The organism is Alteromonas sp., assembly GCF_984505615.1.
In genome coordinates this window covers 1-24817 of the sequence record NZ_CFHOXV010000036.1, presented here as the reverse complement: position 1 = coordinate 24817, position 24817 = coordinate 1, and the positions used below count along the sequence as shown (strand labels likewise).

Genomic DNA, 24817 nt, shown 5'->3' with positions numbered 1-24817 from the left:
GTATTCCCTTTATTATTGTTTTAATCGTTTGTTGTCGTGTGATTTTTATTATAGGTACAAAAAAGGGGCTGGCCCGGCACCAGCCCCTGTAGTATTTATTTTATTGTTGATGTATTGCGTATTTACCGGTGTCTAACATGTCGAAAGTGATGTTAGCCGCTTCATCCAGGAAAGGATCCAGCTCTTCAAGCTCATCCGGTAAATCGTCAAGCGATTCAACCGGCTCCTTGCCCATACGTGCCAGGCGCTCATTGGCCCGTTTCAGATCATTCTCGCGGGATTCTTCTTTCTTTGATTCCCGTTCTGATTTCACCAGTGACACATATTTTTTGTCTTTATTCTTTTTGTACTCGTCAATATCTTCGGCGAGATACATAAACTCAGGATCTTTCAATACCCGGGCATTGTGCTTGGCTGCCAGCACATCCAGTGCACTCTGACTGTCACCAAAAGTGGTGTAGTTTGCACGATCAATGCTGTCCCAGGGTAATGCATTTTCTTCCTGGCTTTCACCCCAGTCTGCCGGATCAATGGGCGACGGATACTTAATGTCCGGTACGACACCTTTGTGCTGGGTGCTGCCACCGTCGATACGGTAGAATTTCGCAATGGTAAACTGCACACTGCCCAGCGGGTTGTCATACAGGTCGTAAATCCGGCCAAGTCCGCGGTGCTGTTGAACGGTACCTTTACCAAAGGTTTGCTCACCCACAATCAAAGCACGGCTGTAATCCTGCATCGCAGCCGCAAAGATTTCAGATGCAGACGCACTGTAACGGTCAACCAGTACTGTTAACGGACCATCGTAAGTCACTACACCGTCAGTATCACGGTTAACACTCACCTTGCCTTCGCCATAGCGAATTTGTACTACCGGACCTTTTTCAATGAACAGTCCGGTGAGCAACGTCGCTTCTGTCAGCGAACCACCGCCGTTACCACGTAAATCCACAATGATGCCTTTGACGTCCTGAGCTTTCAGTGAATCCAGTTCTTTTTTCACGTCAGCATGCAGGTTGTTATAGAAACTGGGAATTGTGATAACGCCTAATTTCTCACCGGCATACGGGCCGGTTTCCGGCTCATAAACCTCAGATTTCGCGGCGCGGTCTTCCAGCTTGATTTTGTCACGGGTCAGACTGACCACAGACATGGCTTTGGTATCTGACGTGCCTTTTTGTACCTGTAAGCGTACGGTACTGCCTTTGGGTCCTTTAATGAGATCAACAACCTCATCCAGACGCCAGCCTACAACATCCACGAACTCTTCATCGTCCTGCGCCACACCAATAATTTTATCTTCCGGTTTCAGCGCATTGGATTTATCAGCAGGACCGCCCGGTACAATACTTTTGATTACGGTGAAGTCATCTTCAGCTTGCAGTACAGCACCAATGCCTTCAAATGACAGGTTCATTTCCATCTGGAAACGGTCGGCATTTCGGGGAGACAGGTAACTGGTATGCGCTTCAACGCTGCGGGCAAAAGAGTTCATAACCGTCTGGAAAACGTCTTCACTCTCAGCTTGCTTCAGTCGCTTAATGGCACGGGTATAACGCTTGGTCAGTAAGTCTTTTGCTTCTTCCCAGGTTTTATCCGCCATAATCAGATTAAGCGCATCGTATTTAACCCGCTGACGCCACAATTCATCCAGCTCTGCTTCTGTGGTTGGCCATGCTGCGTCTTCACGATCGTAGTAGAATTTGTCGTCAGCTTTTTCAAAATTGAAAGGCTTGTCTAACAGGCTTAACGCAAACTCAAAGCGCTCAACACGACGTTTTGCACTTTGATTATACATATCATAAGCGATAGACAAGTTGCCGCGACTTAACGCTTCATCAAAAGAATCACGGTACTTTTCGAAACCATCCACATCTGACTTCAACAAAACCTGTTTGTTGTTATCGAGAGAGCGGAGAAAACGGTCGTAGATTTTTTCCGACAACGCGTCATCCAACGCAATTTCCTTGTAGTGCGCTCTGGTGAACAAAGCACTTACCCTTTTTGCAGCCACACTGTGTTGTGTTTCCTGCTGCAGAACGGGTAAATCTTCTACCTGTTCAGTGGTAGTAGTTGCACCGGCGCCAATGCCAACGGTTAAAAATGCACTGGCAATGGAAATGCGAAGGATTTCTTTCATATTACGACCTCTTGGAATTCGCCAAACGTAAAGCGTCTGCGTTGACTTTTACCACCATGCCCGAATCAAGTTGCACGTGAATACCGTCTTTAGCGACTTCAGTAATAACCGCATGCATCGGGGCTTTACCCAACTTCACTGTGACGGATGTGCCTGGCTGGCAATCGGCATCGGTAAGTTTGGCCGGTGGTGTTTTATTTGGTCTTTCAGAATTAAATTTAGTTCCCTTTTTCCCGCGCTGCTGAGGTTTTTCACCATTTTCGCTGCGTGGTTTGCGTTGGGGGGGACGCTTTTCGCCAGTGGTCTTTTGCTTCGCTTTGCGCTTTTCAGCCGCTTTCGCTTTGCTTTCATCCAACTGCTGCTTTGCGTGGTCAGCATGCTCTTTTTCAATTTGAGCATCCTGATTACCATCTAAGTCAACGCGGTGAGCGCCTTCTTTGATGCTGTGCAGGTAACGCCAGCTGTTGGTGTAATGTCTTAATGTTGAACGCAGTAAGGTTTTGCTAACCCGTTCTTCATTTTCTAAACGCTGAGCCAGATCCTGAAAAATGCCAATTTTCAGAGGCTGTGCTTCGCCCTCGGTGGAAAAACAGTTTGGAAAGGTTTCTGCCAAAAAGGCGATGACTTCTTTACTGTTTGAAAACTTCTCTGGTGATTCCATCTATACTTTACGTGTGGTTAATAATAATCTTCATTGTCAGCATCATCCCAAGTTGCCAGCGTGTGGTCAACCCAATCAAGCAATTCATCGTCGTCTATGTCCAATAAATTGCGTGTTTGATGCCATGTTTCCCAGGTATAGTGCAATAAACGCTCAAGCCAGTGCGTATCTGCATCTTCATCGGCTCTGTCGTAAATGCAATGCAGAATGAAATTTATCCGCTCTGCTGCCTCTTCGGGTTCGTCAAAATTGTCTTCCATGTCGGCCGGTGTTGCCAGCACAACATGGATATCAACATATTCTTTCATCGCTGAGAATCCAGTAAAGCCTCTGCCAGCGCTTCCAGACCGGCCTTATCTTCTTCGTCAAACCGGCTGTATTCGGGACTGTCGATGTCCAGTACGCCCAGTAATTTGCCGTTCAGTACCAGCGGAATAACGATCTCAGAATTGGATGCGGCGTCACAGGCAATGTGGCCTTCAAACGCGTGGACATCTTCTACCAGTTGAGTTTGCAGGCTTTGTGCCGCAGTGCCGCATACACCGCGGCCCACCGGAATGCGAATGCAGGCGGGCTGGCCCTGAAAAGGCCCGAGCACAAGTTGATCCTCTTTATATAAATAGAATCCGGCCCAGTTTACCTTTTCCATGCGGTTAAACATTAACGCGCTCAGGTTCGCCATGTTGGCGATGAGATCGCTCTCACCGCTCATTAAACCCTTCGCCTGCGTCAGTAAATCTTTGTAAAACTCGTTTTTCAACTTACCCTCAATCTCATTCATCTATCGCGAAGCTGACGTTCACCCGTGCTTCCACGACTTGTTCACCGGGCATGGCTGATGAAAAGCTGTCAGCCTTCGCGGACATTTCCATTCTCATCACCGGCATGGGGTAACTGTTGCCGCTCTCTGACACTGCAATTACCTTACCTGTTTTTACGCCCAGTTCTTCTGCTAACAGTCCGGCGCGTAATTTGGCGTCTTTAACTGCATTTATCAAGGCCTTTTCGTAAGCATTATTCTGCTCACTGGCAATAAACTGAAACCCTTGTATACGATCTATACCGCGGGATAAAGCGCCGTCAATGATACGGTCATAGTTATTTATATCCGTATCCGTTACCTGAATTTCTCTGCTGAGTACAAATCCCCGTTGTTCACGGCCCTGAGGAGTAGATTCGTAATACGGGTTTAAATTCACCTGCATGGACTGCACGTGCTTTTCTTCAATACCGTTGTCGAGCAGAAATTTAAGCACAGACTTCATGTCTGACTGCATCTGTGTATTCAGTTTTGACACAGTTTCGCCTTTTTCTTCCATCACAAATGTCAGCGTATAGGCATCGGGTACAACGGAGAAAGAGCCTTTGCCACTCACCTGAATAACCGGTTCCATGGCCTGGGCACTGGCCAGAACGGGCATCGCTGCGAAGATTACTGCGGCACTGATTTGTTTTAAATTCATTTCTGTCACCTTATTTAAATGTCAGACCTGATTATGCTTACGTCAACTGAACGGCAGGTGAACAAAGACTTAACCAAAAAACCAGTAACTGACTAAAATTGCAGCAAAAATTCCTGCAAAGTCTGCCGCCAGACAACATGCTACGGCATAACGGGAGTGCTTGATCCCCACGGCCCCGAGATAAACGGCAATAACGTAGAACGTGGTTTCTGTCGATCCCTGAAGGACCGAGGCCAGTCTGCCGGCGAAAGAGTCTGCGCCGTGATGTTGCATCGTTTCTATCATAAGTGCTCTGGCGCCGCTGCCACTGAGAGGTTTCATAATAGCGGTAGGTAAGCCGTCCACAAACCGGGGATCGCCGCCTGCAGCGGTCACCAGGTAGCCGATGCCGTTAACCACCATATCCATAATGCCACTGGCTCTCAGCATCCCAATAGCAACCAGCATGGCTAATAAAAACGGGATCAGCGAAACCGCCACATTAAAGCCTTTCTTAGCGCCGTCTATAAATAATTCATAGGTGTCGAGTTTTCGCCGCCAGCCGGTGACGAGTACCGCAACAATAAACGAGAACAACAAAAAGTTCGCCACAATGGCAGACTGCTCTGCCAGCTCTTTTGCTGCCAGATGGGAAAAATACACAATCACTGCACCCAGCAGACCAAAAATACCGGCCAGATACAAAACCACCACACGGTTAAACAGGTTCACCCTCTGCACCAGACAGGTAATGATGAGCCCCGCCATGGTAGAAGCGCTGGTTGCCAGTAAGATAGGAATAAATACGTCAGTAGGCTGTGCCGCGCCCTGCTCTGCCCGGTAGAGAAAAACCGCAATGGGAAACAATGTCACTGAAGACGTGTTCAGTACCAGAAACAGGATCTGACTGTTGGTGAGGGTTTCTTTATCTGTTGCCAGAGTTTGCATATCCTGCATCGCTTTTATGCCGAAAGGCGTAGCAGCGTTATCCAGCCCGAGTACGTTCGCCGACATATTCATGGTAATGCTGCCAAGTGCAGGATGATTGCGGGGAATATCGGGCATGATCCGGCACAGAAATGGTGCCAGTACCCTTGAAAACTTTTCTATCATGCCTGATTTTTTGGCAACTTCGAATATACCCAGCCAGAATGCCAGTACCCCTATCAGACCAATAGCGATATCCACGCTGAGTTGTGCCATGCTGGTGACAGATTGCATCACATCCTGAAAGCCACCCGGTGAGGCGCCAAAGAAGGCCTGCCAGACGGTGGCCAGAAAGGCGAGAACAATGAATGATAACCAAATACGATGCAGCATAATCCGTTATTTTCTCTGTTATTGTTATGCGTCGTAGTCTACCGGATTTATTTCTGCCCGCATGTTATTTATGACAAACGGAGAACTCTGTACGATAAAGCCGGTGATAGCATTTGGTATTCAGCGTCATTTCCAATGCAATATCCTGTCCTTGCAAAAGGAAAAGCAAGACTCAGGGCTTGCATATCAAAAAGCAAGGATTTAGTCTTGCTTAGTAACTCAATAACCAGGGATAACCCACTATGGCTGCGGTCCTTACCGGCGATCTGGTCAAATCCACCGCCTTAACGTCCTCTGATTACCAGCACACCATGTCGGCGCTCACCCGCCAGTGTGAGGCAATAAAAGCGCGTACAGGCTGTTTATTCGAAATATTCCGCGGCGACGGCTTTCAGTTTGTTTTCGAAAAACCGGTGGACGCCGTTACCGCCATGCTTGAACTCAAGCTCTATCTCAACAGTCAGATAGACGGGTTGCAGGTAAATTGCACCCAGGCGCTGGCAACGGGCAGTGATGCCGTGATAAAAGCCACGCCCGGTACATCTTCCGGCAAGGTATTTGTTGAATCAGGCCGCGCACTGGACGAAGCCCGCAGCGGAGAAATCGTTGTACGCACTCCGCTGGCAGAACAGCAAATAGCTACCGGTATCATCTGCACACAGTTAAGCTACATACTGAACCGGCTCAGTAAAAAACAGGCTGATTTGCTGTACCATTACATTCATCTGGGGTTTCCGTTACACCAGGTTCTGGCAGAACAACAGCAAACCTCACGGCAAAATATCAGCGAACGCTTAAAAGCGGCCGGCGGGGATTTACTGGAGCCATTTATCGATTATGTCACCAACTTAAAGGACGATGCCGGATGACACTCTTTCTGCTTTTGCTGAGCGCCCATTTTATCGGCGATTTTTACCTGCAACCGGCTAAATGGATCCAGTGCCGTCACGATAAAGGGTTGCAATCACCGTCACTGTTTCTTCATGCCGGTGTACATGCGGTCCTTGCCCTTGTGGCGCTGTGGCTGGCTGATGCGGGATTATGGCAGGGACTGGCAGCAGCCGGCGTCATTACTGTCAGTCATTTTCTCATCGACTGGGCGAAAGCAGGACACAAAAGTCATCTTGCCTTTGCACTGGACCAGCTTGCTCACTTTCTCGTTACTGCGCTGGTCGCCCTGTCATTCACCAAAATCGATATTGCTTCGCTGCTGACCAGTAAAAACATCTGGCTGACCCGTGAAAACCTGCTCTACCTCACCGGTTACATCATTATTTTTAAACCGGCCAGTATTCTTATCGGGCAACTGTTGTCACAACATGCTGAACAACTGAAGAAAACGCAGGGTGAAGAAGAAGGAAAAAGCCTGGGCAATGCCGGGCGCTGGATTGGTTATGTTGAAAGATTACTGGCGCTGTCTTTTATTCTTGTCGATGAATACACAGGGCTGGGTTTTCTGGTGGCAACTAAAACCGTGTTCCGCGTAGGTGATCTTTCCCGGGAGCGGGATATGAGACTGACAGAATACATGATGCTGGGCACGCTGATGAGTTTTGCCATAGCGCTGATAACGGGCTGGCTGGTACTGGCATTAAAACCCTGAGCCGGATATCCGGCTCAGTAATTCTTACTAGCGGATCGCCTTTTCAAGGCTGGCCAGACAATGGTCGATATTGCGATCTTTACACGCATATCCCATAAGACCGATACGCCAGACTTTTCCGGCCAGCGCACCAAGACCGGCACCGATTTCCAGATTAAAATCATTCAGTAACTGACTGCGCACCTGTGCATCATCCACACCGTCAGGAATGACAACAGCATTCAGCTGAGGCAACCGGTATGCCTTATCCACAGCCATAGACAGACCCAGTTTATCAAGACCAGCCACCAGCTTTGCATGACCCTGCTCATGGCGTTGCCATGCCTGCTCCAGACCTTCTTCTTTCAGCATTACCAGTGATTCGTGCAGGGCATAAATACTGTTAACCGGCGCGGTATGATGATAAGCCCGTTTGCCGCCCTGCCCCCAGTATCCGACGATAAGATTCATATCGAGGAACCAGCTCTGAACCGGCGTGGTACGGCCTTTGATAACGTCAACAGCACGGTCGCTGAAAGACACAGGAGATAAACCCGGCACACAACTTAAACATTTTTGCGAACCGGAATAAATGGCATCAATGCCCCAGCCGTCCACATCAACTTCAATACCGCCCAGCGAGGTAACGGCATCCACAATGGTCAGACAATCGTATTGCTGTGCCAGTTTACACAGGGCCTGAGCGTCGTTACGCACGCCGGTAGAGGTCTCTGCATGCACGAAAGCCAGAATTTTGGCGTCAGGATGGGCTTTCAGCGCTGATTCTACTTTGTTGAGATCAGACTGATGTCCCCATTCATCTTCAACCTTAATGGCCTCACCACCACAGCGGACTACGTTCTCCACCATGCGGTTACCGAATACTCCATTGATGCACACGATGACTTTATCGCCCGGTTCTACCAGATTAACAAAGCAGGCTTCCATACCCGCCGACCCCGGTGCAGAAACCGGCATGGTCAGCGCATTGGTCGTTTTAAATGCATATTGAAGTAACGCCTTTGTTTCATCCATAAGTTGAACAAACAGCGGATCAAGGTGCCCCAGGGTAGACCGGCACATCGCATTAAGTACACGGGGAGAAACATCAGAAGGACCAGGCCCCATTAAGGTACGCTCTGGCGGAATAAAAGTTGATGGTGTTGTCATAATCGTGCCTCAGACTGCAATTTAAATGTAAAACTATTGTGGCACTATCAACGTTTACGGACAATTGCACATTCCCGGTATAAATAAGATGAATGGCTATGGCGGCTAATCATTCACCGGGATTTAGATTTGTTCTGCTGAATAAAATGTGACCAACATGTGGGTAATTTTTGTTCATCTTAATGGCTGGTCAGAGCAGAAATAAGCTGTTGTTTTTTAAACAGGGATGGAACTGAGAATAAGTCTCTGATAATGTATCGATAAATTTTTTCAAAAATTTGTTTATAAAGTGAGCGGTTTTGTTCTATAGTTACGATCTGTTGTGAATAAGTTCACAAAACTTCTCCCTTGTAAAAGTTAGCGCACGGCTCAGCAATGAGCCATTCCCCTAGGCCCGGATGAAAATTCCGGGCATTTTTTATTCTGCGAAAAAAGTATTCACCTGCCAGTTACCGTCAAAGAATAGCCGGCACAGTTATTCACCCTGCCGGTCAATTTTACGCATCAATCCTTCCTGCATTGTGGAAGCCACCAGCTCACCCTGCCGGTTGAATATCTGGCCTTTCACAATGCCACGGGCATTACCGCTGAACGGGCTTTCTGCCACATATAACAGCCATTCATTAAAATTCACCGGTTTGTGGAACCACATAGCATGGTCAATAGTGGCAATACGCAGTGCACGGTCGGCCATAGAGACACCGTGGGGTTGCAATGCTGTACTTAAAAAATGATAGTCAGACGCATAGGCCAGTGACGCCTGATTAATTTGAGCATCAGTGCCCATTTCTTCCTGCGCACGCAACCAGATATAACGTAGCGGATCACGTTTCTTTGCAGAAAATGAATTCACTGCGTCAACCGTACGGATATCAACCGGCTTGTGATAGCTCAGTGCTTCCTGCATCGGACGGGCAAGCTTTTCGTAATTGGCTTCATAGAAAGCGATATCGGGCGTGATGTCCTGCGGCGGTGGTACGTCGGGCATGACGGCAAACTGATGCTCCATCCCGTCTTCGGGTAACTGAAAAGACGCCGTCATATAAAAAATATTTCGTCCTTCCTGAATGGCTTTCACCCGACGGGTACAGAAACTGCGACCGTCGCGGACAATTTCCACATCATACATGACCGGCTTTTTAGCATCGCCGGGTAACAGAAAATAGCTGTGGAATGAATGGGCAGTAAATCCGCCGCCTACGGTCTTGTAGGCCGCCGAGAGGGCCTGACCTAACACCTGACCACCAAACAGTGCACGAAATCCGAGATCCCAGCTTTGTGCGCGGTAGATCCCCTGTTCGATAGTCTCCAGCTCCATCAGTGAAGCGAGTTTAACTTCAGCCATGTGCGTTTATTGTCTCCATATTCGCTTGTTTCGGGTTACGGGGGTAATACTTTTCAGGCAACTGAGCACAATGCTCAAAGTAACGGGTATCTTTATACGGCAATTTCATAAAGCCGGAAATGCCTATCCCTCTGATATCAGGTACTGCCTGAACCAGCGCCGCCAGTAACGCAGTGAAGCGTTCCTGCTGGCTGTGATCAAGCAGCGTATAATAACTGTGGATTTTCAGATGCGCCGGCAATGCTTCAAATATCACGCATCCGGTATGGTGAATTGTATTCAGTTCTTCCAGTACCGACATAATACTGGCTGGCAGACGTAATAGTTCATCCGGGTCATCACCGTCTTCAAAATAAGAGTGCGTCCTGCTGTTATCCTGCACAACAGGCGCTCTGGACAGCTCAAAAGGGAGCACGCATTCACTGCCGGGAATAAAAGGCTCTGACTCATCCTGCCTTTCAATGTGCAGGGTGTCTTTAGCATTAAACAAACAACACTTGAATATCCCTTTACGGTGGATAGCTCTTGCCAGCGTGATCACGTTGTTCACTGACTGTTCAAAGGAGACTTTCAGACTTTCATCGTACAGATTCAGGCTTGAATCCACATAAATGCCGTCGGGCATCCAGCGGATAGCTATACCACCTACTACCGGAAAACGGCCCAGCCGGCTGACAGCAGAAATGAAACCCTTTTCAGTTTCCCCCATCCCCTGAAGATAGTTTTTGTAGTAGCGGTCAAACTGAGCATCGTTGATGTATTTCAGTTCAGCATCATTCACCAGCGCCGCTTCCCTGAGAAATGATTTACGGGAGCTGTACACCACCGTTTCAATGTCTTTCTCATGCGGGGCGCACCAGCACGGGATCATGGCTTTGTATTCCGCCGGTTTATCTTCTGTGAATACCATGCTTCGAAGTACATGCAGGTGATTAAATAAGTAATCACCGCCCTGACCTTGTTTAGTTAAATCATCACTCAGCATGTAGTCTAAAATGTTTGCCAGCATTTTGGGTAAACCCAGCGACAGCGGCGTAATCACCTTGCGGCCATAACGGCTTGACTGACCTGAAGCCAGCGCATACAACGTGCTGGCAAGGCCCTGTTCGTCAAAACGCGGAGATGATAATGCCCCGTTCAGCTGTTCATCACCGATAAAGTACACATCACCCAGACGTGCATTCGTTTGCTGCATATCACCGGACATCAAATCCATCACATTGTTGCCGGTATGCTGACCATTTTCATCCAGCTGGGCAAACACTGATGAACCCCAGTCAATTAAACGGGCGGTTTCAGTGTCGTCTTCCCACACCAGATTCGATGGCTTAATATCGCCGTGCACCACGGGACGGGGAGCGTGATTTACCTGATGACGGCGAAGCGCCAGCAGCACTTCCCCCATCTGTACCGCCAGACGCACTATCAACCGTGGCGGTAACATACCTTTTCGTAAACTCACCTGTTCCATATCGGCACCGGCAGCACGCTGCATGACCAGAATGGCCTGTTTACCTATTTGCTGGAATTCACATAATGCGGGAACCAGAGGATGCTTGATCTGCGCCAGCATGAAGGCTTCTTCCTCCAGCCGGTCCTGAACATGCTGTGGCAGGTTGATCCGTGAGAATTTGAAAACACGATGCTCACCGCCGGGTGACACGCCGGCGAATACAAAGCCGAATGCACCTTTACCGATCAGGCCCGTTTGCGTGTAACCCAGTTGCCGTAGCTGCTGATTACATAACTCAACCCAGTTCCTGAGCTTGACGGCATCTTTATGTGCCAGAAGATAGACAGACTGATCTTCCGGAATATAAAAATGTTTAAGCCCGCGGGGTTGTGTCAATCGTCAGCTTCCTGTTTAAGCCAGGTCACACTGGCATGACTGTCAGCGCCGAGGTGAGAACACACTTCATCCAGCGCTTCACGGAGTTGTTCATCCAGTTGCCAGGGAGGATTCATCACGAGGACGCCGGAACCGTACATACCGGTATCGTCATCGGGCGACGCTACATGCAGTTCTGCCACAAAAGCGGTTTTTGCAATGTCTTTTAAGTCATCGACCATGTTCTCGCTGGCACCGGACTTTTTACCCGCCCGTGCCGATAACAACGGATACCACAGAACAACCTGCGCATTCTGCCAGCGACGGAACAGTTTGGTTACCGTGCGTGTAACATCCGCATATTCTTCAAAGCGTTCATAAGGCGGATCAATAAGCACGGCACCACGGTTGGGGTTCGGCGGCGTCATCGCTATCAGTCCTTCCAGCCCGTCACGGTGATGCACATGGGCATTACCGGCACCCACGCCTCTGATCACTTCAGACAAAATCCCCGCCTCTGCCGGATGCAGTTCCATAAGGTGCGCGGTATCCTGCAAACGTAAGCCTCTGGCAGCAATGAGCGGCGACCCCGGATACTGTTGTTGTTGCCAGTAAACGTTCATGGCACTTAAATAAGATGCAAGCAACGGCGACGTTGCACTGACCCCGGACAACGGGTCGAAACCAGACTCAAACTCACGGTTCTTCTGAGTTTGTTCACTGTTCAAAGGGTAGCAACCGGCCCCGGCATGGGTATCGAAAAGCGTGAAAGGCTTCTCTTTTTTCTTCAGGTATTGAATGACACCGGTCCAGCACAAATGTTTGATCACATCCGCATGGTTACCGGCATGAAAGGCATGTTTATAACTTAACACAAACAATCCGTTCCGCATGAATTAAGAACGTTATTGTAACACGTTATTTTGCAGAGAAAGAGCCATAAGCCGGCTCTTTACTCCACATCCGTTTATCAGGCCAGATGCATCAGCATGGCTGACGGGTTTTGCAAATAATGGCACCACAGGTTATTAAACTTCACCATGGTTGCACCATCTATAATGCGGTGATCGCCGGACCAGTTTACATGCATGATATGCTGGGCCGTCACATTCCCGTTATCATCGAACCGGGGCAGTTTTTGCGTTTTACCCAGCGCAACGATGGCCGCTTCCGGTTTATTGATTACCGGCGTGGCAGTAATACCACCCAGTGCACCAATATTGGAAACCGACACGGTACCACCCTTCAATGCACTTGCCGGCACTTTACCTTCTCTGGCCTGCTCAATGATGGTTTGCATCTGTGAAGCTATATCAAACAGGCTTAAATCCTGAACCCGTTTAATATTAGGCACCAGCAGGCCAATTTTACTGTCTACGGCAAAGCCGACGTTATGATCGTCAAAATAATGCAAATATTCACCGTCATCAGACATCTGGCTGTTGATCACCGGAAATTCTTTTAATGCCAGAGACAGTGCTTTAATGAAAAACGGCATAAAACTGAGTTTAACGCCTTTCGCTTCGAAGGCCGGTTTAAGCTCAGCGCGCAGTGCAATGAGCTTATCCATCACCAGTTCATCACTTACCGTGAAATGCGGAATAGTTTGCACTGACAATTGCATTTGTTTTGCCATCGCCGCCTGTAATCCCCGTACCTTCTCCGTACGTTTGCCACCGGACTCAACAGGTCGCCTGGTATCTTCTGATGCCGTTTTTGTTTGCTTTGAGCCATCGTTAAGTTCATTGTTTGCATTTAACGACTCTGCTGCACGATAGACATCCTGTTTCAGCACTCTGCCTTTTTTACCCGAAGCCTGCACCGATTTGAGATCGATATTATGCTCTCTGGCGATACGACGAACGGCCGGACTGGCAAGTACTTTTCCGGGAATAGCCACCGGCGGCTCAAAACTGCCTTCCCGTGCGGCGCTCTCAGAGGTTGCCGCTTCAGGAGTTGCTGTTTGAGAAGCCGAGGCTTCAGCCTGTGTATGAGCGGGCCCGCTTTGCGAAGAAGTTCCTGCACTGTCGCTATGATCCAGAGCAAACAAAGGTGCATGCACTTTTGCAATATCACCTTCACCGTAATAAAGCTTTGTGATCACGCCGGCGTGTTTGGCGGGGATTTCCACCACGGCTTTATCAGTCATGACTTCCACGACCACCTGGTCTTCTTCAACAGACTGACCCTCAGTGACCTGCCATTTGACAATCTCACATTCAACAATGCCTTCACCGATATCCGGCAGTAAAAAGTCTTCACCTGCGCCGGCGCTGGCAATACCAGTGTTACTTGTACTGGCTGGATGATTTTGTGTAACAGCGCTTTCAGCTTCAGGTTCCTGCTTTGTAACCTGTTCTGACGTAGCCATGGCGAACAGGGGCGCATGCACTTTAGCGATGTCACCCGGTTGATAGTGCAGTTTCATTACCGTACCTGCATGCATGGCAGGAATTTGAACAGTGGCTTTGTCTGTCATCACCTCAGCAACGGGCTGATCTTCTTCTATCACGTCCCCTTCGGCTACCAGCCACTCAAGGAGCTCACATTCCACGATACCTTCGCCGATATCAGGCAATATAAATTCTGTCGTCATTGTCGTTTGCCCTTAGTAATGCATAGTACGGAGAATGGCTTCGTAAGTTTTAAGTTCATCCGGCATGTACTCTTTTTCATGAGAAAGCGGATACGGCGTATCCAGACCGCAAACTCTGGCAACCGGCGCTTCCAGATACAGGAAACACTGCTCCTGAATGGTTGCTGCAATCTCACTGGCAAAGCCGCCGGTCAGCGGCGCTTCATGATTGATAAGTAAGCGGCCTGTTTTCATCACGGACTCAGCGACGGTTTGCGCGTCCCAGGGGGCAATACTGCGCAAATCAATAATTTCGCAGTTGATGCCATCATCCAGCGCTTTTTCGGCAGCCTTTTGCAGAATTTCGATCTGGGCACCCCAGCCGACCAGGGTGATATCTTTTCCTTCCTGCACGACATCCGCTTTTCCCAGCGGCAATTCATAGTCCTCTTCAGGCACATCGCTAACTGATGCCCGGTACAGGCGTTTCGGCTCCATGAATAACACCGGGTTGTCGTCACGGATAGAGGCCAGCAGCAAACCTTTTGCCTGATATGGGTTACGCGGCACCACAATCCGTAAGCCCGGACAATGAGCAAAGAAGGCTTCCGGAGACTGGCTGTGATAGTGTCCGCCGGCAATGCCGCCGCCGTACGGCGTGCGGATGGTCAGTGTGCCGCAACTGAATTGTCCGCCGGAGCGGTAGCGGAATTTCGCCGTCTCGTTAACAATCTGGTCAAAGGCCGGAAAAATGTAATCACCAAACTGGATTTCAGCTACCGGCACTGAACCCTGCGCAGCGAGACCGTTGGCAAAGCCGATTATGCCCTGCTCCGTAAGCGGCGTATTAAAACAGCGGCCTTTACCAAATTTCTCCTGCAAATGACTGGTGGCACGGAATACACCACCAAAGTGACCCACATCTTCACCGAATACCATCACACGCTCGTCTTCTGTCATGACAGTGATAAGCGCATTGTTAATTGCCTGCAGCAGATTCATTTTTGCCATTATTTTATTCTCCCTGCTGTTTTCGGATACGCCTGCGGATAACGGGCGATGTGTTGCTTAAGTGCCTGAAGCTGATCGTTGAGATGCCGGGGAACGTGGTCGTATACATCTGTCACAATATCGTCGATGGGGTTAACCGGTACTTTCTCGGCTTCTTTAAGGGCCGCTAATACCGACTCGCGGGTCGCTGTTTTACGCTTTTCTACAGCGTCCGCGTCAAACCAGCCTTTTGATTTGAGCCACTCACTTAAACGCAATACCGGATCCTTCTGACGCCATTTTTCCTCTTCATCTTTAGACCGGTAACCACTGGGATCATCAGACGTAGAATGGGCAGCCAGACGGTATGTCATCGCTTCAATAAGCACAGGACACGCTTCTTTAAGCGCAATTTCCTTTGCCTGTCTGGTGGCGGCATAGACAGCCAGTGGATCATTACCGTCCACCCGGATTGTTTTCACCCCGTAGCCGATACCCCGGCTGGCAATACCGTCACCGGCGAACTGCTCTTCAGCGGGAGTTGAAATGGCATAGCCGTTATTACGGCAAAAGAAGATAACCGGACAGTGCAACACCGCGGCCATATTCAGACCGGCATGAAAATCACCTTCTGACGCCGCCCCTTCACCAAAATAGCAAATCGTCAGCGCCTTTTTGCCGGCCATTTTCTGGCCATAGGCATAGCCTGATGCCTGGGGGATCTGTGTACCTAACGGAGAAGAGATGGTCATAAAATTGAGCGCTTTATCACCATAATGGATGGGCATCTGACGCCCTTTATTCGGATCCTTTTCATTACTGAACATTTGATTCATAAACTGCTCAGTTTTATATCCCCTCCATGCCAGAGCGCCCTGTTCGCGGTACTGCGACATGATCATGTCATCATTAGTTAATGCTGCTGCGCTGGCAACTGCGGCCGCTTCTTCACCGGTGGAAGCCAGATAAAAACTTATTCTGCCCTGACGCTGAGCCGCCACCATCCGTTCATCAAGGATGCGGATGAACTGCATCACTTCCAGCATTTTTTCTGCGGTATCACGGGCGATGTCCGGTTCTTCAGCGTCCGGGTGTACCGTACCGTCCGGCTGCAGAATTTGCAGCATGGGGATGTCTATCAGGCCATTTTCTATTATTTTTACCTGACGGGTGGTTTTCACGCTGGCGAGATGATTTCTGTCCTGCACAACTAAGCCCTCATTGAGTGGTGCCACAACGGCAATATCGATAGTGATAATGCTAGTGTGAAATCTCAAAATACGTGTTGCTAAATACAGGTGGCCACATCAATAAGGGAAAATGGTTATCCGCCTCAACAGGTTTCACGTGGTCATTTCATCCTACGGTTTTAACATTGATTTAAAATAAGGTCACACTTAACTTTACATAAGCCATCCCGTATAAAAAGTTTAATGAAAGACAATGGTTCATAAGCCGTTCATATTTAAGAAGGTATACTTTTAAGTACTGATGTTCAGGCAGCCTGAGTGTAAAACTGGCCTGTGATTTATAAAATCTGGTATAAGCTTTTAGCTGAAAAAGTAAAAACGCGCGCGGCAACGGGAGAAGTGTATGAATTGTCGAATCGCCTTAGCGGTTTCATTTGCGCTGGGTAGCAGCATTATTTCATTACCGCTGATGGCGGATACGGCAAAACATAAATCCGGTAAATCCGTTTATATTGTTGAACTGGATGAAAGTCCTGTGGCCACCTATGAAGGAGGTCTGCAAGGTTTTACCGCGACGTCCTCAGAAAAAAAACGCAATAAGTTAAATACACGCTCTGATGCAGTCGTTCAGTACCGTCGTCACCTGAAGAACCGCCAGTCAACTGTATTGTCAGCCATCGCTGATGGCACAGACATACCAAAAGCCCTTGCACAGTATCAACTGGCCTTTAACGGTTTTGCTGCAAAGCTCACCCCGGCGCAGGCGAAAACCTTGTCACAAACAGAAGGGGTTAAAAAAGTACGTCGTGACACGTTACATAAACTGAATGCCTATGTGGGACCGGCCACTATCGGCGCCCCGCAGATGTGGGACGGTACAGAAACCTCGTCCGGTTCTGATGTGCTGGGTGAAGGCATGGTGGTTGCGGTTCTGGATACGGGCATCAACACAGATCACCCGTCTTTTGCGGCCACAGGTGACGATGGTTATGCTCACACCAATCCACTGGGTAGCGGAAATTACCTCGGAGACTGTGCAGGAAGCTATCCTGCTTTGTGTAATGACAAGCTCATCGGCGTATATAGTTATCCGGCGATAGTTAATGCCTATTCCGACACTGATATTTTTCCGTCAGGCCTCCCCGAAAACGGTGAGGATTACAATGGTCACGGCTCTCATGTAGCAGCAACCGCTGCAGGGAACATTCTTTATAATGTTGCTGAAGTGATCCCCGACTACGATCAAACTGCCAGTGACGGTGTGGAAACCGGTTATATTTTTGAAGAAGTTTCCGGCGTAGCGCCTCACGCGAATATTATTTCTTATCAGGTATGCTATCCCGGTGAAGATGACGACACTTATACCGGATGTCTTGAATCTGTCATGCTGGATGCCGTTGAAGACATTATTGACAGCGGTATCGTGGATGCCGTGAACATGTCGATTTCAGGCGGCGATTTTCCCTGGGACGGACCTTTAAACCGGGCGTGGCTGAACGCCCATAATGCCGGGATTTTTGTTGCCCAGTCTGCGGGCAATGACGGTCCCGATGATGCAACGACCGACAAGCATGCACCCTGGATGACCGCTGTTGCTGCTACTTCCCACGGCATCTCAGTGTCGTATGAAAAATCCATCACAAACTTTTCCGGTGGCAGTTACACCCCTGCCGCAATGCAGGGTTTCAGTAACACTGGTTCAATAACCGCTGACATCGTATACGCCGGCGACTTCCCCAACGGCAACGATCCATCCGGCGATCCCGGTCAGTGTCTTGAGCCTTATCCTGCCGGTACATTCAGCGGACAAATTGTCGTTTGTGACCGTGGTGATATTGCGCGGATCCAGAAAGCAAAGAACGTTGCTGAAGGCGGTGCCGCAGGTTACGTGCTGGCCAATGTGCAGGGCGGTGACAGCTTTTTGGCTAACGATGCCTACGTAGTGCCGGGTATTCATATAGATGCTGATGCCGGCGATGCACTGAAACAATGGCTGGCATCCGGTTCCGGCCATCGTGTCACCATCACTGAGGCAACCGCTGAGGTTGTCACTGATGAAACAACCGCAGATAAACTGGCAGACTTTTCTTCCCGGGGTCCGAACAGTTCAATCAGTACATTGTCGCCTGTAATTTCTGCTCCCGGCGTAGAAATTTATGCTGCGTGGGCAGATGAACACTATGGCCATGAAGAGTCCGGACCGGCCCCAGCAGACTATGCGTACTCATCAGGTACATCGATGGCAAGTCCCCATGTGGCGGGCGCGGCTTTACTGCTCAAGCAGGATCATCCGTCCTGGACACCTGATAACATCCGCTCAGCAATGATGATGACTGCCAATACCGGTGTGGCGCTTTCAGGCACAGATGTTGCGGCCAACTGGTTTGAAATGGGCGCAGGTCGTCTGCAGGTAGACGCGGCCACGCAAACCGGGCTTATCATGCAGGAAACCGCGGCGAACTATTCCGCTGCTAATCCGCAGGAAGGCGGCGAACCGCGTTCTCTTAACGTGCCCGCCGTAGTGGATGAAAATTGCGTCACCTCATGCAGCTGGACCCGTACAGTTACGGCAACACGGTCAGGAAGCTGGCAAGTGACTGCAACAGCAGTGACGTCCGGATTAAGCACAACGGTATCGCCCTCCTCATTCTCGCTGGCAAGCGGACAGTCGCAGACCCTCACGTTTACCATGGATACCCTCGGAACGACTAACTACGCCTGGGCATATGGCAGTGTAAATCTCACCAGCAGTACCTCACCTGATTTACACATCCCCGTTGCAGTGTATGCTTCAAATGGCAGTATTCCTCAATTTGTTGATCTGACAGCCCACCGGAATGAAGACAGCCGATTACTTAAAGATGTTACGACAGCAGAAATTGAGTCTTTTAACTTTGAGTCTTACGGATTAACACAGGTAACCACCGTGGTTGAGACAGTCAGTGAAGATCCGACACCTGACGAACTGTTTGATTCTGCCAGCGGTACAGTGATCACAGAAATCAACGTAGAAGAAGGTGCGCTGCGTTTATATGCAGAAATTTATGATGCCACCGCCAGTGACCTGGATTTGTTCCTTGTTTATGACGCTGATGGCGATGGCAACCCTTCAGACGATGAGATCCGCGAAGAAAGCAGTTCTCTTGAAGCCGATGAAGTCGTCGACCGGCTGAATCCTGAAGCCGGCACCTGGTTTATCGTGGTACAGAACTGGGAAGGCTCTTCAGCCTCCTCCGACAGTTATATGATGGATTATGTGCTGGTGGATGCTGATGACGAAGGCAACCTCACCGTTTCCGGTCCGCAAACTAATGCGGCCCTCTCGCCCTTCGATTTACGTATTTTATGGGATCTTGGAGACAGCAGTGAAGGAGATAAATTCTTTGGTGCTTTCGCGCTGGGTACCAGCAGCAGCGAAAACAGTAATGTTGGCGTGACCCATGTTGTCATTGAGCGGGAAGAAAATGATGTCTACATGTCGGCGCCTGATGATGGCCGTGTGAATAGAGGTGGCCAGCAGACCTTCAACGTAAATATCATCAGCAATACAACCGGAGAAGATCGCGATTACACCGTAGGCGTTACCCTGCCTGATAAGGTTTCACTGGTTGCTGGTTCTGTATCTGATAATGGCAGTGTCACCGGTAACCGGGTGTACTGGGAAGTCACCCAACCAGACAGTGAAAGCACCGGCGCTGATGCACAAACATCAGCCGCTGCAACCTTATCGTTTGCGGTCACAGTGGAAGACAGTGCATCTACAGGTCCGCTATCTCTGGAGGCATCCTCAGTGGTAACAAATATACCGGGCGCAGGCTCTGAGAATGCAGCCGTATTCAGTGACGTACAGGTCGAAGGCGCACCGGTAGTCACGATTGCCGGCGGTTCAACAGCCACAGCAGTCGTGTCATCAGGCAACAGCCTGTCTGTAACAGCAGAAGCTGACGAGCCTAATGGCGATGCGGTAACCTGGTCGTGGGAGCAGTTATCCGGTCCGGCATTAACTTTAAACGGTACGAATACTGCGACAGTAACGATTTCTGCGCCTTCCGTACAAAGTGACACAACCGCTGTACTGCAGGTAACCGCAACTGATCCTTCAGGCAATCAGTCTGTGGCATCTGTCACCGTCACCATTTCGCCGAATCAGCCCCCGGTTTTATCTGTTACATCTCCTGCCAGTGTCAGTGCTGGCAGCACAATCACCATCAGGGCAACCGCTACCGATCCGGAAAACGACACACTCTCATTTACCATAGATGGTGTAGCAGGTTCCGTTTACAGTACTCAGGCCCCGGATTCTGCAGCAGGATCGTCAGTCTCTTACACCGTAACCGTGAGTGATGGCATCAATACCGTGAGTGTTGCCGTGAGTGTTGCCGTGACTGAACGTCAAAGCTCAGGTGGCGGCGGCAGTACCGGAATTCTGGCTCTGCTGCTGGTGCCGGTTATCGTATTCCGCAGGTGGCGGCGTATGTAAAAAAGAATTAATATCATTTCTATTGAAAGCGATATTCGCTAGAATCTGCAACCGGTAATGAAATTATACTTTCGGACAGGTTTTGCATGGCGCGTGTGTCTAATCGCTTTCTCTTTCAACTCCACGGCTGGTTTTCACTCCCCGTGTGGGTGTTATTCAGTTTTGTATGTCTGACAGGTACCGTGGCGGTCATGAGCCATGAATTTGCCTGGCTGACCAACGAAAATATCCGTGCAGTAAACCCCGATAACCGTCAGGCTCAATCTGTTGCAGAGTCTGTCGCCACCGTTAAAAAGACCTTTCCGGATGCAGATGTTACCGGCGTCAGTGTACGGGAAAGCTACATGGCTCACGAAGTCATGTTTACCGCTACAGACAAACCTTTTGCCATCGCATATGTTAATCCTTACAGCGGTGCTATCCAGGAAGTAAACGATGGTGTCACCTTTATCGGTTTCATGCGTACGTTACACGGATGGTTGTATTTCCCGTGGCATGGCAGTTACAGTCTTGGCTACTATCTGGTCTCTTTGATGTCTGTGGTTATGCTCGGGGCGTTGATAACCGGATTACTCGTCTTCAAGAAATTCTGGCAGGCATACCGTAACCCCAAAATTCGCAGCCATCAGGGGCCGCGTACACTGACCGCAGACTTACACAAACTTGCCGGAGTATGGTCCATCTGGTTCATGGTGATCATGAGCGCAACTGGACTTTGGTATCTTATTCAGTCTGTCATGTGGCATGCAGATATTGAAGTGGATCCCTGGCCGGCGCAGCTTGACGCACAATCGCTTCCGGTATCCTCTCAGAATACGCCAACAATGCCGGTATCTCTGGCTCAGGCCATTACAAAGGCAGAGAATACCTTCGACAATTTTCAGACCAGTTATATCATGATGCCGGAACATAACCGGGACACCTACAAATTGTACGGGGGCGGCAATAACCCCTTTTACGATGGTGCCAGTTTCCAACTGGCAGTTAACCCGTGGAACGGCGAGATCACACAAACCATTACCCCGCAAAATATGGATGCCCTGCAAACCATTATGCACATCGCTGACCCGTTGCATTTCGGGACTATCGGCGGAATATGGACAAAACTGCTGTGGTTTGTTTTCGGTTTAATCCTCTCCGGTATGTCTGTTTCGGGTTTCATTATGTGGTATTTACGGCTGGCAAAAGCGCGAACAGTCAGCCGGAAAGCAACAGCTGCACGTTTACAGGAGGCTTAACATGGCCCGCTTAAAGAATAAAAAAACGGCGTCAAAACGCTACTGGTTAAATGCACTGTTGCTGATATTGCCGGTCGTGTTTATCTATCAGTCATTTAATCCCGAATTTCCCGCCAGTCTGCCGGAAACCCAAGCCGGTGATTTCACGCTGACGGCAATGCCTTATGATGAGGACAAACCCTACCAGCATGACGGTCTCTACGTTAAAGATTTTCTGGTGATGTTTCAGGACGGTGGTGTTGATGAAATCAGACAGGGCTTTTTAAATATCGGTGACAAACCACTGCCAATTGAAGAAGCACAGCAGCACGAACTCGGTATTTTACATGGCACACGACACGGACAGCATGTGCACGGTCTGGCTCAGGAACGCATCACTGCCGGCCAGAAAATTTGGGTAACACTGCAGACTTGGGATGGTGAAATTCATCAGGGCTCATGGGAGATCCCTGCACATCTTATCAGTGACGTTTAATCTCTGATCTCAAAGCAGTTTGTTGTACACTGTGCCAACTCATCTGAATTAATTCTTCTGTAGCAGGAACACAGAGTTGGCACATTCCACCTTTTCCCTTGCCGGTTTGCGGCATCTTACACAGCTTCTCGGCCCCGGCGTACTGATGGCAACCGCTGCCATAGGTGGCAGCCACCTCGTTGCATCCACACAGGCCGGTGCAAATTACGGCTGGCAACTGGCACTGCTGGTGCTGGCAGTCAACATACTCAAATATCCTTTTTTCCGGGCCGGGGTCAGCTATACCATCAGTACCGGTGAAACCCTGCAACATGGCTACCTGCAAATGGGCAAAGGCTATCTGATCACCGCCCTGTTACTGAATGTCATTTCATCGGTTGTGAATGCCGCTGCTCTGCTGATGTTTGCAGCCAGCCTGCTCGGCTACTTTGTACCCTTTACAACCAGTATTCCTGTGTTAAGTGGTATTGTTCTGGCTGCCATATTGTTCATATTGATTGCCGGACATTATTCAGCCTTAGACAAAGTTTCCAAAGTCATTATGGTGACACTGGTGATAGCCACGCTGGGTGCCACCTTTATGGCCTGGCAAAATGGTGCTGTGGCGCCTGATGATTTTGTTTCCCCTTCGCCCTGGACAATGGCAGCAGTCGGATTTCTGGTAGTGACCATGGGATGGATGCCTGCCCCTATAGAGATCTCCGGTATCACATCGCTGTGGCTTAAAAAACAAAAGCAGGCGCAATCAGTCACCCCGCAGTCTGCGCTGTTCGACTTTAATCTGGGCTATTTTACTACTATGTTACTGGCGCTGGTGTTTCTGGCACTGGGTGCCCTTGTGTTACACGGTGCTGACAACACGCTGGCCTCGGGAGGTATTGGCTTTTCAAAGCAACTGGTGGATTTATATGCCGGCACTATCGGTGAGTGGGCCCGCTGGTTAATAGCCGTAGTGGCATTTTTGTGTATTTTCGGCTCCGCCCTTACGGTATACGACGGCTATTCGCGGGCTGTAGCAGAGGCAGCGATGCTGCTTAAAGGGCAAAAAGATACGCCGGAAAGTATCTTTATTGTCGTGCTCAGTGCTGTTGCTGTAATCAGTTTTGCTATTGTGTTGTTCTTTAAATCTGCCCTGCTCGCCATGCTTGGATTTGCTATGACACTGGCCTTCATGACCACGCCGATGTTTGCTCTGTTAAACCATAAATTGGTAAAACAGGCTGCACTTAATGATGACGTAAAAGCCAGCCCGCTGGTAACGCTGTTAAGTTATGGTGGTCTGATTTATCTGTTCGGCTTCCTGGCGTTGTTTATCGCATGGAAATGGTTTTTATAAACCGCCGGCATGGCGGAGTGCGTGAATGTCCGCCCCCACTATCGCTTCCAGATTAGCGGTGATTTTCTCTGCACTCCAGTTCCACCAGGCAACAGACTGTAATGCCTCGATAATACTTTCCTCAAAACGGTATTTAATGACTTTCGCAGGATTGCCCCCCACCACGCTGTAAGCAGGGACATCTGCAGTGACAACGGATTTGCTGGCAATGACTGCCCCGTTACCTATTTTTACCCCGGGCATTACCAAAGCCTCGTAACCAATCCATACGTCATTGCCAATTTCAGTGTCCCCCTTATAGGGTAGCTCTCCATCGCCTGGCATCACTCTCTCCCACCCGTTGCCAAAAATTTGAAACGGATACGTAGAGAAGCCTGAAATTTTATGATTGGCTCCGTTCATAATGAATTTCACGTCTTTGGCGATGGCACAAAATTTTCCGATAATCAGCTTATCGCCAATAAAGGGAAAATGGTAAAGCACATTACTCTCAAAGCGCTCTGGACCGTCCGGGTCATCATAGTAAGTATAATCGCCCACAATGATATTGTCAGAAGTAATAAAGTTCTTCAAATAACCCACTTGCGGGAAACCCGCCATGGGCGCTTTGTTGTCAGGATTGGGGCCGTTCATTACTTGTCCTTCATTCGATGAAAACCGGAGGTTATTCACACAACATGGAAGCCTGCTGCTGACACTTTGAAACAGATTCGTCCTGAGAGCTTCCTCCCATGCAGAAATCCAGCCTTATCAACTTTTCTTCACCAGCCGGCGACTTACCGTTTGCCAGGGTCCAGTTCCACTCTTTTATAACTCCGGTTGCCGGCCCGGCAATACTTTTCTCGGGTACTGAACTGACAAGCGTGATACTGCTAGTTGTACCGTCTTTATCGACACTTACTTTGAATATTCCGCAGCCGGCAAGCCCTTCCATCGCCATTTCAATGGGATAACGAGGCATAAATTGCTTATCTCTCAGCCAGGTAGCCTCCGTTTTTATTGGCTCAATGTGCGTTAATTCCACTGACGCATAATTGGCTGCGGC

General features: G+C 49.3%; 21 protein-coding genes. 6 read left to right on the top strand and 15 right to left on the bottom strand.

Annotation, left to right across the window (positions count from 1 at the left end; genetic code table 11):
• Nucleotides 1-100: 100 nt before the first annotated feature.
• The 6 genes from prc to AC4PME_RS16330 form a co-directional block, all read right to left on the bottom strand.
• Nucleotides 101-2140, bottom strand: a complete 2040-nt coding sequence (prc, locus tag AC4PME_RS16355) for a carboxy terminal-processing peptidase (protein WP_119501352.1) — start codon at nucleotides 2138-2140, stop codon at nucleotides 101-103.
• 1 nt (nucleotide 2141) lies between these two features.
• Complete coding sequence (gene proQ, locus AC4PME_RS16350) at nucleotides 2142-2801, bottom strand: RNA chaperone ProQ (RefSeq protein ID WP_119501351.1); 660 nt, start codon at nucleotides 2799-2801, stop codon at nucleotides 2142-2144.
• Nucleotides 2802-2818: 17 nt separating this feature from the next.
• Entirely contained in the window at nucleotides 2819-3109 is a 291-nt protein-coding gene (locus AC4PME_RS16345) for a hypothetical protein (RefSeq protein WP_119501350.1), read from the bottom strand.
• Nucleotides 3106-3582, bottom strand: coding sequence for a GAF domain-containing protein (locus tag AC4PME_RS16340; RefSeq protein WP_119501349.1), 477 nt, complete (start codon nucleotides 3580-3582; stop codon nucleotides 3106-3108). Before AC4PME_RS16340 ends, AC4PME_RS16345 begins: the two co-directional genes overlap by 4 nt.
• Nucleotides 3575-4264, bottom strand: a complete 690-nt coding sequence (locus tag AC4PME_RS16335) for an SIMPL domain-containing protein (RefSeq protein WP_119501348.1) — start codon at nucleotides 4262-4264, stop codon at nucleotides 3575-3577. The genes AC4PME_RS16340 and AC4PME_RS16335 overlap by 8 nt, the downstream gene beginning before the upstream one ends.
• A 69-nt stretch (nucleotides 4265-4333) precedes the next feature.
• Complete coding sequence (locus AC4PME_RS16330; RefSeq protein WP_491046320.1) at nucleotides 4334-5563, bottom strand: nucleoside recognition domain-containing protein; 1230 nt, start codon at nucleotides 5561-5563, stop codon at nucleotides 4334-4336.
• A gap of 242 nt (nucleotides 5564-5805) precedes the next feature.
• On the opposite strand from AC4PME_RS16330, the gene AC4PME_RS16325 reads away from it, so the two are divergent.
• Nucleotides 5806-6432: a hypothetical protein gene (locus tag AC4PME_RS16325; protein ID WP_119501346.1), complete on the top strand. Its 627-nt coding sequence runs from the start codon at nucleotides 5806-5808 to the stop codon at nucleotides 6430-6432.
• A complete protein-coding gene (locus AC4PME_RS16320; protein ID WP_119501345.1) occupies nucleotides 6429-7166 on the top strand; it encodes a DUF3307 domain-containing protein in 738 nt (245 codons plus the stop codon). Before AC4PME_RS16325 ends, AC4PME_RS16320 begins: the two co-directional genes overlap by 4 nt.
• A 27-nt stretch (nucleotides 7167-7193) precedes the next feature.
• Here the strand turns inward: AC4PME_RS16320 and AC4PME_RS16315 are convergent, their stop codons facing one another.
• The 7 genes from AC4PME_RS16315 to AC4PME_RS16285 all read right to left on the bottom strand — a co-directional run bounded on the left by AC4PME_RS16315 (nucleotide 7194) and on the right by AC4PME_RS16285 (nucleotide 16261).
• Entirely contained in the window at nucleotides 7194-8315 is a 1122-nt protein-coding gene (locus AC4PME_RS16315; RefSeq protein WP_490708923.1) for a pyridoxal-phosphate-dependent aminotransferase family protein, read from the bottom strand.
• A 475-nt stretch (nucleotides 8316-8790) separates the two neighbouring features.
• Nucleotides 8791-9660 (bottom strand): acyl-CoA thioesterase, encoded by an 870-nt coding sequence (locus AC4PME_RS16310; RefSeq protein WP_303575203.1) that lies wholly within the window; start codon nucleotides 9658-9660, stop codon nucleotides 8791-8793.
• Nucleotides 9653-11509 (bottom strand): protein kinase domain-containing protein, encoded by a 1857-nt coding sequence (locus AC4PME_RS16305; protein ID WP_491046321.1) that lies wholly within the window; start codon nucleotides 11507-11509, stop codon nucleotides 9653-9655. The genes AC4PME_RS16310 and AC4PME_RS16305 overlap by 8 nt, the downstream gene beginning before the upstream one ends.
• Complete coding sequence (locus AC4PME_RS16300; protein WP_119501342.1) at nucleotides 11506-12363, bottom strand: 23S rRNA (adenine(2030)-N(6))-methyltransferase RlmJ; 858 nt, start codon at nucleotides 12361-12363, stop codon at nucleotides 11506-11508. The genes AC4PME_RS16305 and AC4PME_RS16300 overlap by 4 nt, the downstream gene beginning before the upstream one ends.
• A gap of 95 nt (nucleotides 12364-12458) precedes the next feature.
• Nucleotides 12459-14084, bottom strand: a complete 1626-nt coding sequence (locus AC4PME_RS16295; protein ID WP_491046322.1) for a dihydrolipoyllysine-residue acetyltransferase — start codon at nucleotides 14082-14084, stop codon at nucleotides 12459-12461.
• A gap of 12 nt (nucleotides 14085-14096) precedes the next feature.
• Complete coding sequence (locus tag AC4PME_RS16290; protein ID WP_119501340.1) at nucleotides 14097-15074, bottom strand: alpha-ketoacid dehydrogenase subunit beta; 978 nt, start codon at nucleotides 15072-15074, stop codon at nucleotides 14097-14099.
• Nucleotides 15074-16261 carry a thiamine pyrophosphate-dependent dehydrogenase E1 component subunit alpha gene (locus AC4PME_RS16285; protein ID WP_491046339.1) on the bottom strand — a complete coding sequence of 396 codons (1188 nt, stop codon included), beginning with the start codon at nucleotides 16259-16261 and terminating at the stop codon, nucleotides 15074-15076. The genes AC4PME_RS16290 and AC4PME_RS16285 overlap by 1 nt, the downstream gene beginning before the upstream one ends.
• A gap of 385 nt (nucleotides 16262-16646) precedes the next feature.
• Here AC4PME_RS16285 and AC4PME_RS16280 point away from each other — a divergent pair, with 385 nt between their 5' ends.
• The 4 genes from AC4PME_RS16280 to AC4PME_RS16265 all read left to right on the top strand — a co-directional run bounded on the left by AC4PME_RS16280 (nucleotide 16647) and on the right by AC4PME_RS16265 (nucleotide 23772).
• A complete protein-coding gene (locus tag AC4PME_RS16280; RefSeq protein WP_491046323.1) occupies nucleotides 16647-20723 on the top strand; it encodes a S8 family serine peptidase in 4077 nt (1358 codons plus the stop codon).
• A gap of 86 nt (nucleotides 20724-20809) precedes the next feature.
• The gene (locus AC4PME_RS16275; protein WP_491046324.1) at nucleotides 20810-21961 is read left to right on the top strand and encodes a PepSY-associated TM helix domain-containing protein; all 1152 of its coding nucleotides are present in this window, start codon (nucleotides 20810-20812) and stop codon (nucleotides 21959-21961) included.
• A 1-nt stretch (nucleotide 21962) separates the two neighbouring features.
• The gene (locus AC4PME_RS16270; protein WP_490708930.1) at nucleotides 21963-22436 is read left to right on the top strand and encodes a PA2404 family protein; all 474 of its coding nucleotides are present in this window, start codon (nucleotides 21963-21965) and stop codon (nucleotides 22434-22436) included.
• Between the two features lie 145 nt (nucleotides 22437-22581).
• Nucleotides 22582-23772 carry an NRAMP family divalent metal transporter gene (locus AC4PME_RS16265; RefSeq protein ID WP_491046340.1) on the top strand — a complete coding sequence of 397 codons (1191 nt, stop codon included), beginning with the start codon at nucleotides 22582-22584 and terminating at the stop codon, nucleotides 23770-23772.
• On the opposite strand, the gene AC4PME_RS16260 is transcribed toward AC4PME_RS16265, so the two are convergent.
• Nucleotides 23767-24405, bottom strand: a complete 639-nt coding sequence (locus AC4PME_RS16260) for a Vat family streptogramin A O-acetyltransferase (RefSeq protein WP_491046325.1) — start codon at nucleotides 24403-24405, stop codon at nucleotides 23767-23769. The genes AC4PME_RS16265 and AC4PME_RS16260 overlap by 6 nt on opposite strands.
• A gap of 31 nt (nucleotides 24406-24436) precedes the next feature.
• Nucleotides 24437-24817: energy transducer TonB (locus tag AC4PME_RS16255; protein ID WP_491529657.1), on the bottom strand; the 381-nt coding region annotated here is incomplete at its 5' end.

What these genes read in the sequence shown, in the direction of transcription:
- prc (WP_119501352.1), bottom strand. Translation starts at nt 2,140, where the DNA reads ATGAAAGAAATCCTTCGCATTTCCATTGCCAGTGCATTTTTAACCGTT.
- AC4PME_RS16295 (WP_491046322.1), bottom strand. Translation starts at nt 14,084, where the DNA reads ATGACGACAGAATTTATATTGCCTGATATCGGCGAAGGTATCGTGGAA.
- AC4PME_RS16315 (WP_490708923.1), bottom strand. Translation starts at nt 8,315, where the DNA reads ATGACAACACCATCAACTTTTATTCCGCCAGAGCGTACCTTAATGGGG.
- AC4PME_RS16290 (WP_119501340.1), bottom strand. Translation starts at nt 15,074, where the DNA reads ATGGCAAAAATGAATCTGCTGCAGGCAATTAACAATGCGCTTATCACT.
- AC4PME_RS16330 (WP_491046320.1), bottom strand. Translation starts at nt 5,563, where the DNA reads ATGCTGCATCGTATTTGGTTATCATTCATTGTTCTCGCCTTTCTGGCC.
- AC4PME_RS16280 (WP_491046323.1), top strand. Translation starts at nt 16,647, where the DNA reads ATGAATTGTCGAATCGCCTTAGCGGTTTCATTTGCGCTGGGTAGCAGC.
- AC4PME_RS16265 (WP_491046340.1), top strand. Translation starts at nt 22,582, where the DNA reads ATGGCAACCGCTGCCATAGGTGGCAGCCACCTCGTTGCATCCACACAG.
- AC4PME_RS16325 (WP_119501346.1), top strand. Translation starts at nt 5,806, where the DNA reads ATGGCTGCGGTCCTTACCGGCGATCTGGTCAAATCCACCGCCTTAACG.
- AC4PME_RS16310 (WP_303575203.1), bottom strand. Translation starts at nt 9,660, where the DNA reads ATGGCTGAAGTTAAACTCGCTTCACTGATGGAGCTGGAGACTATCGAA.
- proQ (WP_119501351.1), bottom strand. Translation starts at nt 2,801, where the DNA reads ATGGAATCACCAGAGAAGTTTTCAAACAGTAAAGAAGTCATCGCCTTT.
- AC4PME_RS16340 (WP_119501349.1), bottom strand. Translation starts at nt 3,582, where the DNA reads ATGAATGAGATTGAGGGTAAGTTGAAAAACGAGTTTTACAAAGATTTA.
- AC4PME_RS16345 (WP_119501350.1), bottom strand. Translation starts at nt 3,109, where the DNA reads ATGAAAGAATATGTTGATATCCATGTTGTGCTGGCAACACCGGCCGAC.
- AC4PME_RS16320 (WP_119501345.1), top strand. Translation starts at nt 6,429, where the DNA reads ATGACACTCTTTCTGCTTTTGCTGAGCGCCCATTTTATCGGCGATTTT.
- AC4PME_RS16335 (WP_119501348.1), bottom strand. Translation starts at nt 4,264, where the DNA reads ATGAATTTAAAACAAATCAGTGCCGCAGTAATCTTCGCAGCGATGCCC.
- AC4PME_RS16260 (WP_491046325.1), bottom strand. Translation starts at nt 24,405, where the DNA reads ATGAACGGCCCCAATCCTGACAACAAAGCGCCCATGGCGGGTTTCCCG.
- AC4PME_RS16270 (WP_490708930.1), top strand. Translation starts at nt 21,963, where the DNA reads ATGGCCCGCTTAAAGAATAAAAAAACGGCGTCAAAACGCTACTGGTTA.
- AC4PME_RS16275 (WP_491046324.1), top strand. Translation starts at nt 20,810, where the DNA reads ATGGCGCGTGTGTCTAATCGCTTTCTCTTTCAACTCCACGGCTGGTTT.